8 protein-coding genes are annotated in these 15,046 nt (G+C 66.9%); 4 read left to right on the forward strand and 4 right to left on the reverse strand.

The window, feature by feature from the left end; genetic code table 11:
- Window positions 1-2 precede the first annotated feature (2 nt).
- Window positions 3-1,220 (reverse strand): phospholipase D-like domain-containing protein, encoded by a 1,218-nt coding sequence (locus ACP69Z_RS02950; protein ID WP_426266058.1) that lies wholly within the window; start codon window positions 1,218-1,220, stop codon window positions 3-5.
- Between the two features lie 121 nt (window positions 1,221-1,341).
- Between ACP69Z_RS02950 and rpoZ the strand changes: the two genes are divergently transcribed.
- A complete protein-coding gene (rpoZ, locus tag ACP69Z_RS02955; RefSeq protein WP_426266059.1) occupies window positions 1,342-1,683 on the forward strand; it encodes a DNA-directed RNA polymerase subunit omega in 342 nt (113 codons plus the stop codon).
- 55 nt (window positions 1,684-1,738) lie between these two features.
- On the opposite strand, the gene ACP69Z_RS02960 is transcribed toward rpoZ, so the two are convergent.
- The gene (locus ACP69Z_RS02960; protein WP_426266060.1) at window positions 1,739-2,230 is read right to left on the reverse strand and encodes a winged helix-turn-helix transcriptional regulator; all 492 of its coding nucleotides are present in this window, start codon (window positions 2,228-2,230) and stop codon (window positions 1,739-1,741) included.
- Between the two features lie 172 nt (window positions 2,231-2,402).
- Between ACP69Z_RS02960 and ACP69Z_RS02965 the strand changes: the two genes are divergently transcribed.
- Window positions 2,403-4,493, forward strand: a complete 2,091-nt coding sequence (locus tag ACP69Z_RS02965) for a RelA/SpoT family protein (RefSeq protein ID WP_426266061.1) — start codon at window positions 2,403-2,405, stop codon at window positions 4,491-4,493.
- Here the strand turns inward: ACP69Z_RS02965 and ACP69Z_RS02970 are convergent.
- Window positions 4,490-6,766 (reverse strand): NADP-dependent malic enzyme, encoded by a 2,277-nt coding sequence (locus ACP69Z_RS02970; RefSeq protein ID WP_426266062.1) that lies wholly within the window; start codon window positions 6,764-6,766, stop codon window positions 4,490-4,492. The genes ACP69Z_RS02965 and ACP69Z_RS02970 overlap by 4 nt on opposite strands.
- A gap of 55 nt (window positions 6,767-6,821) precedes the next feature.
- Here ACP69Z_RS02970 and mutS point away from each other — a divergent pair, with 55 nt between their 5' ends.
- Entirely contained in the window at window positions 6,822-9,404 is a 2,583-nt protein-coding gene (gene mutS, locus ACP69Z_RS02975; protein WP_426266063.1) for a DNA mismatch repair protein MutS, read from the forward strand.
- Entirely contained in the window at window positions 9,397-12,021 is a 2,625-nt protein-coding gene (locus ACP69Z_RS02980) for a [protein-PII] uridylyltransferase (protein WP_426266064.1), read from the forward strand. The genes mutS and ACP69Z_RS02980 overlap by 8 nt, the downstream gene beginning before the upstream one ends.
- A 61-nt stretch (window positions 12,022-12,082) precedes the next feature.
- Here the strand turns inward: ACP69Z_RS02980 and ACP69Z_RS02985 are convergent, their stop codons facing one another.
- Complete coding sequence (locus tag ACP69Z_RS02985; RefSeq protein ID WP_426266065.1) at window positions 12,083-14,980, reverse strand: TonB-dependent receptor; 2,898 nt, start codon at window positions 14,978-14,980, stop codon at window positions 12,083-12,085.
- Window positions 14,981-15,046 lie beyond the last annotated feature (66 nt).

Here is a 15,046-nt window from a genome sequence, read left to right on the forward strand (position 1 = left end):
CCTCAGCCTTCGGGTCCGAAGTTCAATCGCCGCGTGACGGTGTAATCCACCGCGGTCACCAGGAAGTTCGATAGCGCCCACTTCAGCCGGCGCCACCAATGTGCCCGCTTGCGATGCAGCGCCGGGGTGATCTCCTGGCACTTCTCCAGTTCCTGCTCGAAATAGCCGCGCATCTGGGCGGCAAAGCCAGCATCCTCGATCCGCAGCATCATCTCGAGATTGAGATACAGGCTGCGGAAATCGAAATTGGCGGACCCAATGTGGACCACGCCGTCGAGTATCAGCAGCTTGGTGTGCAGCTTTTCGGGCTGATATTCGAACATCCGAACGCGGTGCCGGAGCAGGCTGTTGTAGGTATGCCGCGCCGCCGCGATGGTGGCATTGTTGTCCGAACGCGCGGCGGTGATGATCCGCACCTGCCCGCGAATTCCAAGCCGGCGCAGCCGCCTCAGCATCGCAAAGGGCGGCGAGAAATAGGCCGAGATCATGTCGAGCCGGCCCGCCGCATGCAGCTCGCGCGCGACCTCCACCGTCCACGGGTGGCCGCGGCGCACGGGGCCCGAATATTGCCACTGCAGCGCGCCCTTGCGCTGCGTGTGCCGGTGCAGCAGCCGGCGCAGCGCGCGCAGCTTGGGGCCCTTGCGGGTGGTCCAGTCATGAAGCGCATCATAATAACGCGCCGCCGGCCGCACGGCGGGGCCCTCGATGTGCAGCCACAGGTCGCGCCAGCGCTCCTCGCCGTGGTCGCTCATGTAATCGACGGTGATGTTCGCGCCGCCGGTGATCGCCTCCCTGTCGTCGATCACCACCAGCTTCTGGTGGTTGCGCAGCAGGTAGCGAACGCCAAGCCGCGGATTGAACAGGCAGCTCGATCCGCCGGCCTGCTTGAGCGGCGCAAAGAAGTCTGACGGGATATCCGAGCCGAACCCGTCAAGGATGACGCTGACCGCGCAGCCCCGCTCCGCCGCACGGACCAGTGCGTCGCGCACCGCTTCGCCCGCCGCATCTCCGTCCATCATGTAGAAGAGCATCCGGACCGAGACCCGCGCTTCGTCGATCATCCTGAGCAGCAGCTTCAGCCGTTCCGACCCGGCTTCGATCACGGTGAGGCGTGTTCCTGCCACCACCGCCTGGATGGGGGAGGCGGCAGTGGCGACCGGCGGCTCGGCGAGGTCGTGCATGCGCCCACCGGTAGAGAGCCACGCGCACAGCGCAAGCATGTCGTGCGGTCGCCGTCCGCAGCATGCAGCCGCAAGCCGCTTTCCTTGACTTTGCGGGGGTGAGGACCTAGGTGCGCACCCTTCTCTTTTCAGCTTTGCTCCTCATGGAAGGCCACGCCTGATGGCACGCGTCACCGTCGAAGATTGCATCGACAAGGTTTCGAACCGTTTCGATCTCGTCCTGCTTGCCGCCCAGCGCGCGCGGCAGATCTCGGGCGGCGCCGACCTCACTATCGATCGCGACCGCGACAAGAACCCGGTCGTCGCCCTACGTGAAATCGCCGAGGAAACCGTTCGTCCGAAGGATCTGAACGAGGCTTTGGTGTCGAGCCTGCAGCGGGTCCAGATCGATGAAGAGGATGCGACGGACGAGCTGGCCTCGCTCAGCGAATCGGCCGAGGCGCTGCGCCTCACCGCCGCCGCTCCGCCGCGTCCGACCCCGTCGGGCGGCGACTACGAGTAAGAGCTAGTGGCGCCGCGGTGATGAGCCGCGGCGCTTCGCTACCGGCAGCAGCTCCTTAGGCCGCGACCTGCCTCACGCGTGGCGGGGTCGGCATCTGTACTTCCATGCCGTCGGGGCCGAGCCAGACCAGATCCTCGATCTCGAGCTTGCGGCCATCGTGAGCATGCACCGACACCCGGGCCACGGGCTTCCGGTCGCGGCGGTCGGCGAGTTCCGGATGCCCTTCCTTGCCGAGCCCTGCATCGAGCGCCCACTGGCGTAGCGCCACCATGACCGGCACCAGCGCAGCACCTCGCTCAGTCAGGCCGTAGATCACCTTGCGGCCATCCTCTGGGTCAGGGGTGCGGGCGAGTATCCCGGCCGTTACCAGCCGCCCCAACCGATCGGACAGGATGTTGCGGGCGATGCCGAGGCAGGCCTGGAATTCCTCGAAATGACGAAGGCCGAGCATCGAGGCGCGGATGATCAGGCAGGTCCAGCGTTCGCCGATGATCGCCACCGCTTCGGGAATCGGGCAGGCATCCGAGGAGGCCTGAAACGCTTGCACCAAACCCACGTCACGCCCTGCCACTCGACTTCCCCTGCGGTTGAGCCGTCCGGAAAGAAGCATAGATTTTTGGCGCAAACCAGCTTGCTGCGACACAGCCGCATCCCTGTTGCTCCAAAGTCGCACCACTTCGCGCTTGCAACATGGCGGCCGCTGGTCCCATCTAGAGACGGTGCTGCGACAATATGAGCTGGTGGAGCGCGTGCGCTCCTATGATCCCGATGCCGACGAGGGGCTGATCAACCGCGCCTACGTCTTTTCGATGAAGGCGCACGGGTCGCAAACCCGTGCCTCGGGCGATCCTTATTTCAGCCATCCGATCGAGGTGGCCGGAATCCTGACCGACCTGAAGCTCGACGACGAGACCATCGTCACCGGCATCCTCCACGACACCATCGAGGATACGGTAGCGACGCCCGACGAGGTGGAGCGGTTGTTCGGCACCAACGTCGCGCGGCTGGTCGATGGGGTTACCAAGCTCAGCAAGATCGAGGCGCAGTCCGAGAACGAGCGGGCGGCGGAGAACCTTCGCAAGTTCCTGCTCGCTTTGTCCGACGACATTCGCGTGCTGCTGGTGAAGTTGGCCGACCGGCTGCACAACATGCGCACGCTTCATCACATCAAGAACGAGGACAAGCGTCGCCGCATCGCGCGGGAAACGATGGATATCTATGCCCCGCTCGCCGAGCGGATCGGCATGTACGAGATCATGAACGAGATGCAGACGCTGGCCTTCCGGCAATTGGAGCCGGACGCCTACGCCTCGATCACGCGGCGGCTGGCGCAACTCCACGCCGAAGGCGGCGATATCGTCAGCCGGATCGGGCTCGGGCTTCAGCTGCACCTCGCCGACAACGGCCTGGAAGCCGAGGTCACCGGGCGCGAGAAGCATCCTTATTCGATCTGGCGCAAGATGGCCGAGCGCCACATCAGCTTTGAGCAATTGTCGGACGTCATGGCTTTCCGCGTGATCGTCGACGACGTCGATCAATGTTACCGCGCGCTTGGCCTGATCCAGCGCCGTTGGCCGATGGTCCCGGGGCGGTTCAAGGACTTCATCTCGACGCCCAAGCGCAACGGCTATCGCAGCGTCCACACGTCGGTCATCCACGACAGCAAGATGCGGATCGAAGTGCAGATCCGCACTCGCGAGATGCATTTGCAGGCCGAAAAGGGCCTCGCTGCCCACTGGGCTTACAAGGAAGGCAAGCCCGCCGCCGACATCCATGTTCCCTGGATCGACGACCTCGTCGAGATCCTGGACCATGCCGACAGCCCCGAGGAGCTGCTCGAGCACACCCGGATGGCGATGTATCAGGACCGGATCTTCGCCTTCACCCCGAAGGGCGAACTGATCCAGCTGCCCAAGGGCGCAACGCCGGTCGACTTCGCCTACGCCGTCCACACCCGCCTTGGCGACAAGACGGTGGGGGCCAAGGTCAATGGCCGGGTGGTGCCGCTTCGTACCCTGCTCGACAATGGCGACCAGGTGTCGATCCTGACCAGCGACGCGCAAACGCCTCAGCCCTCGTGGCTGCGCTTCGTCGCGACCGGCAAGGCGCGTTCGGCCGTGCGGCGCTTCGTCCGCCACAAGGAGCGCGACGAGACGGTTGAACTGGGCGCCAAGATCTACGACGAGATCGTCGCCCGGTTACCCGTGCCGCTGCCCAAGGAAGCGCTGCCGCGGGCGCTGAAGAAGCTCAAGATCGAGGACGAGGACGCGCTGATGATCGCGATCGCGCGCAAGCGGGTCGGCGACGAGGCGCTGATGGAAGCGCTGATGCCCGGCTCGACCGGCGGCGACGTCGCGCCCCGCCCCTCGTCCCAGCGCCGCGCGATCTCGATCCGTGGGCTCACGCCCGGCGTCGCCTTCCACCTCGCCCCCTGCTGCCATCCGATTCCCGGCGATCGCATCGTCGGCCTTCGCCGCGAGGACGAGGAGATCGAGGTTCACGCCATCGGTTGCGATCTCCTTGCCAGCGGGATCGACGCGGACTGGCTCGACCTTAGCTGGAGCGACGATTCGGACGGGGCGACGGCGCGGCTGTGCATCATCCTGCGCGACGTGGCGGGCGCGCTCGGCACCATGGCGACGACGCTTGGGGCCAAGGGCGCGAACATCATCAACCTGGCGCAGGTTCACCGCGACGGGTCGTTCCACACGTTCCACGTCGACGTCGAAGTGCACGATCTGGCGCACCTGCACACGATCATGGCCGCGCTTCGGGCGGCCGATGCGGTCAGCAGCGTGGAGCGGGTCTAATCCCGCCCGCGCGCCCGCTCGACCGCACCGGCGGCGAGCACCGCCAGGGTCACGAGGTCGCTTGCTCCCGCCGTCATGGGCGCGATCTGCACCGGGAGCTTCATCCCGATCAGGAACGGCCCCAGCACATTCTCGCCGCCCAGCGCGCGCAGCAGCTTGGCCGACAGGCTGGCCGACTGGAGGCCCGGCATGATCAGGATATTGGCCGGCCCCGACAGGCGGCTGAACGGATAATATTTCCGCTGCATGTCATGATTGAGCGCGAGCTCCGGTGACATCTCGCCCTCATATTCGAAGTCGACCTTGCGCCCGTCGAGCAGCTGCACCGCTTCGCGCAGGTTGCCGACATAGGCGCCCGGCGGATTGCCGAAGGTCGTGTAGCTGGTGAAAGCAACGCGCGGCTCCTGACCCATCCGGCGCGCGAACTGGGCCGAGCGGACGGCGATGGAGGCGAGGTCCTCGGCACTCGGGCGCTCGGTCACGGCAGTATCGGCGATCAGCACCGTCTGGTTCTGTCCAACGACGATGTTGATCCCGAACGGCGGCGCGTCTTCCTCCTGGTCGATCACCATGCCGACCTGGCGCAGCGATTGGCTGAAGGGCCGGGTGACACCGGTGATCATCGCGTCCGCCTCGCCCAGCGAGAGCATGGCTGCGGCGAAGTAGTTGCGGTCCTGGTTGACCATCCGCTCGATCTCCCGGCGGAGGAAACCGCGGCGTTGCAAGCGGCTGTAGAGATGATCCACCGCACGGCCAACCAGCGGCGAGTTGCGGCTGTTCAGCACCTCGAAGCCCGACGGATCGTCGACGCCGAGTTCGCGCAGGCGGTCGTGGACGTCCTCGCGCCCGACCAGAACGGGCGTGCCATAGCCGGCATCCTTGAAGGCGATCGCCGCGCGCAGCACGACCTGTTCCTCGCCCTCCGCGAACAGCACGCGCTTGGGATTGGTCTTGGCTGCTTCGTACGCGAGGCTGAGCACGCTGACGGTCGGATTGAGCCGCGCGCGGAGTGACTGGCGGTAGGCCGCGAAGTTCTCGATCGGGCGCTGCGCCACGCCCGAGCGCATCGCCGCTTCAGCGACGGCTGCGGGCACGATTTCCATCAGCCGCGGGTCGAACGGCGCCGGGATAATGTAGTCGGCCCCGAACCGCTGGCTCTTGCCGCCATAGGCCGCCGCGACTTCCTCCGGCACCGCTTCGCGCGCCAGCTGCGCAAGCGCGTTGGCGGCGGCGATCTTCATCTCGTCATTGATCGCGGTGGCCCGCACGTCGAGTGCGCCGCGGAAGATGAAGGGGAAGCCAAGCACATTGTTGACCTGGTTGGGGTAATCCGACCGGCCGGTGGCGACGATCGCGTCGGGGCGCGCGGCCTTGGCTTCAGGCGGGGTGATCTCCGGATCGGGATTGGCCATCGCGAAGATGATCGGCTGCGGCGCCATCTCGGTCACCCACTCGGGCTTCAGTGCCTTGGCCGCCGACAGGCCGAGGAAGACGTCGGCACCGACCAGCGCGTCGGCGAGGCTGCGCTTTTCCGTCACCACCGCATGCGCGCTCTTCCACTGGTCGAGATCGCTTCGGCCCTTGTGGATGACCCCGGTGCGGTCGCACATGATGACGTTGTCGCCGCGCACCCCCATCGCCTTGATGAGCTCGGTGCAGGCGATAGCCGCAGCGCCGGCGCCATTCACCACCACCTTGACGTCCTTGAGCTCACGCCCGGTCAGCAGGCAGGCGTTGATCAGCCCGGCGGCGGTGATGATCGCGGTGCCGTGCTGGTCGTCGTGGAACACCGGAATGTTCATCCGCTCGCGCAGCGTCTGCTCGATCACGAAGCAGTCAGGCGCGGCAATATCCTCGAGGTTGATGCCGCCGAAGCTCGGCCCCATCAGCGCCACCGCGTTGATGAAGGCCTCGGGATCTTCGGTGTCGAGCTCGATGTCGATCGAATCGACGTCGGCGAACCGCTTGAACAGCACCGCCTTGCCTTCCATCACGGGCTTCGACGCCAGCGCGCCGAGATTGCCGAGGCCGAGGATGGCAGTGCCATTGGAGATCACCGCGACGAGGTTGCCCTTGGCGGTGTAATCGTAGGCGCAGGCCGGGTTCTCGGCGATGGCGCGCACCGGCACCGCGACGCCGGGCGAATAAGCCAGGCTAAGGTCGCGCTGGGTCGCCATCGGTTTCGAGGCGACGATCTCGATTTTTCCGGGCCGGCCGCGCGAGTGGAAATGCAGGGCTTCGGCTTCGGAGAACTTCACATTGCTTTCGGACATGGCCGAAGCCTTTAGACCCTCGCCTCCGTCTTTGCGAGCCGCTAACCCGGGTTCCATGGCCCGGGCCGACGCCGACACCCCGATGATGAAGCAATATCACCGCCTCAAGGACGAGGCGGGAGATGCCCTGCTGTTCTACCGCATGGGCGATTTTTTCGAGCTGTTCTTCGAGGACGCCAGGATCGCCGCCGCCTGCCTCGACATCGCGCTGACCAAGCGCGGCGATGGCGTGCCGATGTGCGGCGTTCCCTGCCATTCGGCTGAAAGCTACCTCGCGCGCCTGATCCGCGCCGGCCACCGAGTCGCCATCGCCGAGCAGACCGAGAGCCCGGCCGAAGCCCGCAAGGCGCGCGGGTCCAAGGCCTTGGTTGATCGGGCGATCGTCCGGTTGGTGACGCCGGGCACACTGACCGAGGACACGTTGCTCGACAGCGGCTCGGCCAACTGGCTGGCGACGGTCGGGCGTGTGGGCGACGACTGCGCAATTGCCGCCTGCGACATCTCGACGGGACGTTTTGAGCTGGTCGCCTGTGCCGGGCACGAGCTGGCGGCCGAACTGGCGCGGCTGGGACCTGCCGAAGTGATTGGGGCCGAGCCGCTCGCGGGCGTCGAGGCGCGCTGGGGCTATGAGGGGTTCGACGCAGGAGCCGGCGAACGTGCGCTGAAGCGACGGTTTGGGCTCGGCGACCTTGATGGGCTTGGCAGTCCGGGACGCGCCGAGCTGGCGGCGGCGGGCGGCCTCCTCGCTTACCTCGACGCGACTCAGCGCGAGGCGACGGCATTTCTCGGCTTGCCGCGCCGGGTCCAGCGCTCGGCGCACATGGCAATCGATGCCGCGACCCGCACCAGCCTCGAGATTTGCCGCACCGCCGAGGGCGCGATTGCCGGCTCGCTGCTTGGCGAAGTCGATCGCTGCGTTACCGCCGCAGGTCGCCGGCTGCTCGGCAGCGACCTCGCCGCGCCGCTGACCGACCGCGCGGCCATCGAGGACCGGCTCGACCTCGTCGCCTGGTTCTCCGAAGAGCCGATCCGCCGCGACCGCTTGCGGATGGCGCTGCGCAGCCTGCCCGATCTCGGCCGCGCCCTCGGAAGGCTAGTCGCAGGCCGGGGCGGGCCGCGCGACCTTGCGGCCTTGCGCGACGGGCTTGATGGTGCAGCGGAGCTTGCCGGCGGGCTGGGGGGGCAGGCGTTGCGTCCGCGGCTGCTGGACAGCTTGCTGCCGGAGCTCAGCGGTCACGAAGCACTGACCGCAGCGCTCGGCCGGGCGCTGGTCGCCAGCCCGCCGCTTGACCCTGCGAAGGGTGGCTTCATTGCCGAAGGCTTCGACCTCGAACTCGACGCGCTCCGCTCCGCCTCCAGCGATGGCCGCCGTGCGATCGCCGAACTCGAAGGCCGCTATCGCGAAGCGACCGGCGTCGCCGCGCTCAAGATCCGGCATAATGCCGTCCTCGGCTATCACGTCGAGGTGCCGGCCAAGCACGCCGACAAACTGCTCGCTCCCGACAGCGGCTTCACCCATCGCCAGACGATGGCGGGCGCGGTGCGCTTCAACAGCCCGGCGCTGCACGAGGAAGCCAGCCGCGTGCTCGAAGCAGGCGGCCACGCGCTGACGCTGGAGCAAGCGCATCTCGCGCGCCTCACCGCCGCTGCCGTAGCCGAAGCCGCGCCGATCAGCGCGACCGCCGACGCACTCGCCAGAATCGACGTCGCTGCGGCGTTGGCCGAGCGGGCGAGTGAGGGCGGCTGGGTTCGTCCCGCGCTCGACGACACGCCCTGTCTCGAGATCGAGGGCGGCCGACACCCGGTGGTGGAGCGTGCGCTGGCCCGGTCCGGTGATCGCTTCGTCGCCAATGATTGCTGCCTTGGGCCCTCCGACCGCCTGTGGCTCATCACCGGCCCGAACATGGGCGGTAAATCGACCTTCCTCCGCCAGGTCGCGCTGATCGCCTTGCTGGCGCAGGCCGGCAGCTTCGTCCCCGCATCTCGCGCCAAGGTCGGGCTGGTCGATCGCCTGTTCAGCCGGGTCGGCGCTTCCGACAATCTCGCGCGCGGCCGTTCAACCTTCATGGTCGAGATGGTCGAAACCGCCGCCATCCTCGCCCAAGCGACGGAGCGCAGCCTCGTCATCTTGGACGAGATCGGGCGCGGCACCTCGACCTACGACGGGCTCGCCATTGCCTGGGCAGTGGTCGAGGCGATGCACGACGAGGCGAAGTCTCGCACCCTGTTCGCGACCCATTATCACGAACTCACCCGCCTGGCCGGGCGGCTGCCCTGCCTCTCCCTGCACAACGTCCGCGCCCGTGAGTGGAAGGGCGATCTCGTCCTGCTGCACGAAGTCGCGGAAGGCGCGGCGGACCGCAGCTACGGCATCGCCGTGGCGCGGCTGGCGGGGCTGCCACCGACGGTCGTGGCGCGGGCGAAGTCGGTGCTGGCGAAGCTCGAGGCCGGCCGCGATGCCACCGGCGGGATCGCAGCGGGTCTCGACGACCTCCCCCTGTTCGCGGCGGCCGCGGCGAGCGAGCCGGCGGCCGATCCGCTGGCGGAGGCTCTGGATGCGATCGATCCCGATGCCCTGACTCCGCGCGAAGCGCTGGACGCGCTCTACCGGCTGAAGTCGCTCGCGCGGGATGAGTGAGGCGCTGACCCTCGGCGAACAGGTGGCAGCCTTTCGCGCCGACCTTGCCGAGCGCGTCGCCGCCGACCCGACCTGCGGACGCGAGCATGCGGCGTTCGTGAGCGGCTTCACCGACAGCCTTATTCGCCGCGCCTTTGCCGAGGCACGCGAGGCTTACCCCAACCCCAATCCGTCCGCCGCCGAGCGGGTCAGCCTGGTTGCACTCGGCGGCTACGGACGCGGCGAAATGGCGCCGTTCAGCGACGTGGACCTCATGTTCCTGACTCCGGCTCCGCGCGCGCCCTGGTGCGAGCAGGTGATCGAGGCGACGCTTTACGCCCTGTGGGACGCCAAGCTGAAGGTCGGGCAGGCGATCCGCACCATCCCCGAACTCCTCCACCTCGCGCGCGAGGACATGACGGTGCGCACCGCCATGCTCGAATCGCGCCTCGTCGACGGCGACGCCGCCCTGTTCGACGAAGCCCGCACGCGCTTTCGCGATGAGATCGTGGCTGGCACCGCGGCCGAATTCGTATCCGCCAAACTTGCCGAGCGCGATGCCCGGCACGAAAAATTCGGTGACAGCCGCTATCTGGTCGAGCCCAATGTCAAGAATGGCAAGGGCGCGCTGCGCGATCTTCAGACGCTAATGTGGGTGGGCCGCTATGTCCGCGATGTCCGAAGCCCCGCTGAACTGGTCGATGCGGGGCTGCTGACCCCCGCCGAATTCGCGCGCTTCGACCGCGCCGAGCGCTTCTACTGGTCGGTCCGCTTCCTACTTCACCTCGCCGCGGGGCGCGCCGAGGAACGGATGAGCTTTGCCCATCAGCGCGAGCTCGCCGCCGCGCTCAACTATGCCGACCGGCCGGGCAAGAGCTCGGTCGAGCGATTCATGCACATGTATTTCCTCCAGGCCCGGAGCGTCGGCGACCTGACGGGCCAGTTCCTCGCCCAGCTCGACGAGCAACTCGGTGACCAGGGCCGCCGCTTCGCGCTGCCGACGTTCCTCCGCCGCCCGCGCCGATTGGGCGGGTTCGTCATCAGCCGTGGCCGGCTGGCGCTGCCGCACGACTATTTCCTCCGCGAAGATCCGCGCCGTTTGCTTGCCCTGTTCGCGCTGGCCGCTCGGGAAAAGCTCGAAATCCACCCCAGCGCGATGCGCGCTGCGACCCGCGATGCGCGGCTGGTCGAGCAGGTCCGCGACGACCCGGAAGCCAACGCCCTATTCCTCGAGGTACTGACCACGCGCGAGCATCCCGAACTGGTGCTGCGGTGGATGAACGAGGCCAATGTGTTCGGCCGCTTCGTGCCGGACTTCCGCCGGGTCGTCGCGCAGATGCAATTCGACATGTATCATCACTACACGGTGGACGAGCACACGATCCGCGCCGTCGGCCTGCTCGCGTCGATCGAACGCGGCGAGCTTGGCGAGGACCACCCGCTCGCCACTGCGCTGTTCCGGCAGATCGGTTCGCGCCGCGTGCTCTATGTGGCGGTGCTGCTTCACGACATCGCCAAGGGCCGCAAGGGCGATCATTCGATTCTCGGCGAAGCGGTTGCGCGCGAGCTATGTCCGCGCTTCGGCCTCGATCCGGGTGAAACCGACACCGTGGCCTGGCTCGTCCGCCATCACCTGCTGCTCAGCCACACGGCGTTCAAGCGCGATCCGGCCGATCCCAAGACCATCGATGATTTCGTCGCGCAGGTGCAAAGCCCCGAGCGGCTGCGCCTGCTGTTGATCCTCACAGTTGTCGACATTCGCGCGGTCGGTCCCGGCGTCTGGACCGAATGGAAGCGCAAGCTCATCCGCACGCTCTATGATCTTGCCGAGGAGCGCCTGCGCCTTGGCCACAAGCAGCGCGGGCGGGCTGAGGAAATTGCGCTTCGCCAGGGGCAACTGACGCGCGCCCTGGGCTGGGCGGCAGGGCCGGCGCGGGCTCATGCGCGGCGTCTGCCGGATAGCTATTGGCTCGCCGAACCGCCCGACCTTGCGCTCGCCAATGCGCGGCAGATCGCCGAAGCGGAGGCCGCGCTCGGACCCTCGCGGCCTTCGGTCCGCGTCGAACCCGGCACCGAAGCCGCGACGCGGGTCAGCGTTTATACCGCCGACCGGCCCGGCCTCTTCTATCGCATCGCAGCCGCCCTTGCCGGCGCCGGCGCCGAGATCATCGACGCGCGCATCCACACGACCAAGGACGGCATGGCGCTCGACAATCTCCTCGTCCACGATCGCCAAGGCCGTCCTTATGGGGATCGCCGGCGCCGGCAGCGGCTGGCCCGAGCGGTAGAGCAAGCGCTTGGCGCGGGGCCGCCGCCCGAGCTGCCGCAAGCCAGTTCCTCCGCCTTCGAGATCGCGCCCTCGGTCACCACCGCAGATGGCGCGTCGCGCCGCTTTACCGTGGTCGAGGTGCAGGCCGCCGACCGGCCGGGGCTGCTGGCCGCCCTGGCCCGGGCGATCGTCGAGGCTGATGTCACCATCCATTCGGCGCATATCGCCACCTACGGCGAGCGGGCGGTGGACGTTTTCTATCTCGCCGGGTCAACGGGGCGAAAGCTCTCGAGCGACGAGATCGCCCGATTGCGTCCTGCTTTGCTCGCCGCTAGCGGCGAACCGTCCCGAGCATCCGCGGCCGAATGAGAAAAAAAAGGCCCCGCGGTAAACCGCGAGGCCCTTTTCTCCAGGCCGAAGCCTGCTTTTCCTACATCTTGGTGCGCAGCGTGATGCCGTAAGTGCGCGGCTCGCCAAGGAAGGCGCCGAACAGCTGGGTCGACCTCGGGGTGAAACCCGCATCGACGAAACGGCGGCTGAGGGTGCCCTGCAGGGTGGCGTCGAACGCGACCTGCAGGAAATCTTCGTTGAGCAGGTTCTGCGCCCACAGCTCGACACCCCACCGACCATTGGGTCCCTGCAGACCGATGCGGGCATTCACCACCGTGAACGCCTCCTGGACCTTTTCGATGTCGAGGTCGGAGCCGGAGTTGAATTCCGACGTGTGCCGCGCGTCGACGTAGAACAGGGCACGCAGGCCATTGTCAGCGATCTGGGGATTGAAGCCCAGTCCGGCGGTGACCGCCAGCGCCGAGCTGTTGGACATTCGCCGGCCGGGCAGCTGGAACAGCGCCGGGCTCAGCGGACGGCCTTCCGCACCCACCAGGTCGTTGCGATACTTGGTGCCCACCACCGTCGTTCCAAGGTTGACGGTGACGTCGCGAACGGGACGGGCGAACACCTCCACCTCGATGCCGCGGCTGCGCATGCCCGGACGCAGGTCGTCCTTGTCGCAGGCCCCGTTGGTGACGATGTTGTCGAGGTCGGCGCCCTGCAGGTCGTTCTTGCAGCTGTTGATGTTCTCGACGAAGAAGTTGAGGCCGTTGAAGGTGTTCAGCTGGAAGTCGCGGAACAGCTGGTTGAACGCCGCGAAATTGATGTCGATTCCGCGCCCGTTGTATTTGACGCCGAACTCAAAGGCATCGTTGATCTCGGGCCGGAACTCCAGCGGTGCCGAGGTGGCGCCGGGGAGAATGCCGCCTGCGGTACCGACACTGGTGGCGCTCGGCGCGAACAGCGAGCGGTTCAACACCGCCCGGTCGAGGTTGAAGCCCCCCGCCTTGTAGCCGCGCGAATAGCTCAGGTAGGTGAGGATGTTGTCCGTCGGCTTCCAGCTGAGAACGGCGGTGCCGGTGAGCTTGGATTCGGTCCGCTTGTTACCCGGCAGTGTCAGGCTTCCGCCTGGCACGCTTGGAATGACGCAGGGCAGCTGCTGAAGCTGCTGCAGCCCGGCAAGCGGACTGGCGGTCCCGCTCAGCGCCGTCAGCGCGCGGCAGAAGGTGTTGTTGTCCGTGAGGGTCGCGTCGAGGGTCTTCCGCTCCCTCGTGTAACGCGCGCCCAGGGTCAGCTTGAGCGAGTCGGTAAGGTCGAAGATGTTGTGCGTGAACAGCGCGAAATTGGTGCTCTTCTGATCGAATTCATCAAGCGTGCGCACATTGGCGAAGTTGAAGCCGGGAAGCCCGAGCACGGCGGCGACCGAGCCGAAGCCGGGCCGCGCCGGGTCTGCCACCAGCGGCGCGAGCGACTGGGCCTGGGTCTGCAGAGCCGCGAGTTGGGCCACCTGCGCCGGCGTCCGATTGGCGGCGGGGATCGCACTCAGCCCGGCAATGCCAGCCTGGATCTGGCCAAAGGCACCCGTCAGGGTGCCGGCATTGACGCAGGTCGGCGAGCTGGTCTGAAGAAAGGGTGCAAGCGCCGGCTGCGCACTGAACAGCAGGCAATTGGCATAACGGTTGAAGTCGGCGCCGTAAGCCAGGTTGTCGCTCACCCGCAGCTGTTCGCGCGCGAAGTAGCCGCCGACCAGCCAGTCCAGCCGATCCGAGAGCGCAGATCCCTGCAGCCGCAGTTCCTGGCTGAAGGTCTTGAAGCGGGTCCGCGAATTCCCGTCGGAAGCGCGATACAGCAGATCGAGGTTGTTGAAGTCCGAGTCCTGCCCGCGCACATAATCGTTGTAGCGATAGGCCGAGATGCTAGTCAGTTCGGCGCCGCCGAAGTCGTACACGGCCTCGCCCGAAACGCCATAATCCTTGACGTTGGCATTGTGGTCGCGGCCCGGAGTGATGGAGATCTTCCGGGCGAACGTGTCATCGTTGATGATCCCGCCGAGCGCGCGTTCGAGCGCAGCGATCGAGGAGGGCTGCTCCACCGTGGCGCCGCCAACGCGCGCGTAGTCGCGGGCGGGCAGGAAGGTCGCGCTGCAGCATTCCTCGTCGCGCTTGGTATAGTCGCCGATGAGCCGGAAGCTGAAATCGTCGTTGGGCTTGTAAAGGCCCTGCAAACGAATGAGGTAGCGATCGCGGTCGTTGACGCTGCGACCCGAGACGACGTCCGTGAGGAACCCGTCGCGCTTCAGGTAGATGGCATCGGCCCGAACTGCGAGGGTGCTGCTGAGCCCGCCCGTTGCACCTACCTCGACGCGGCGAAGGTCATAGTTGCCGATCGTCAGCTCGCCGTTGAAAGCCGTGTTGAAGCTTGGCCGCGCGGTGATGACGGAGATGAGACCCGCCGACGCGTTGCGGCCGAACAGCGTGCCCTGCGGACCGCGAAGAACCTCGATGCGGTCAATCTGGCCGAGCTCGGTCAGGCCGACGCTGGTGCGGCTGCGATAAACGCCGTCAATGAACAGGGCGACGGAGCTTTCCAGGCCCGGGTTGTCGCCAACCGTGCCGACGCCGCGGATACGGGCAACGCTGGCGCCCGCTTCGGACGAGGTCGAGGACACCAGCAGCGACGGGCTGACCTGATTCAGCTGGCGGATGTCGGCGATACCCGAATTTTCCAGCGTCTGGGCCGTGATGGCGCTGACCGCCAGCGGCACGTCCGACAAGGCTTCGTTGCGGCGGGTAGCGGTGACCACGATGTCGCCGACGTCGGCGGTATTGACCTGCTCGGCAGTCTGCGGCTGGACGTCGTTGTTGTCGACCGCCGCACCCTCTGTGGCGCCCTGGGTGGGCTGCGCACCGCCCTTGTCAGTGTCCGCCTGCTGGGCGAACGCCGGAGTGGAAATGGCGAACAGGCCAGCCGAAAGCAGCCAGATGGATTTGCGCATGAAGGAACCCCTCCCAAAGAAAACTTGCAGAGGAGCGGCGTAGAGCAGCCACGCCTCGCTTGGGAA

This window comes from Sphingomonas sp. LHG3443-2 (genome assembly GCF_049896405.1).
Taxonomy (GTDB): domain Bacteria; phylum Pseudomonadota; class Alphaproteobacteria; order Sphingomonadales; family Sphingomonadaceae; genus Sphingomicrobium.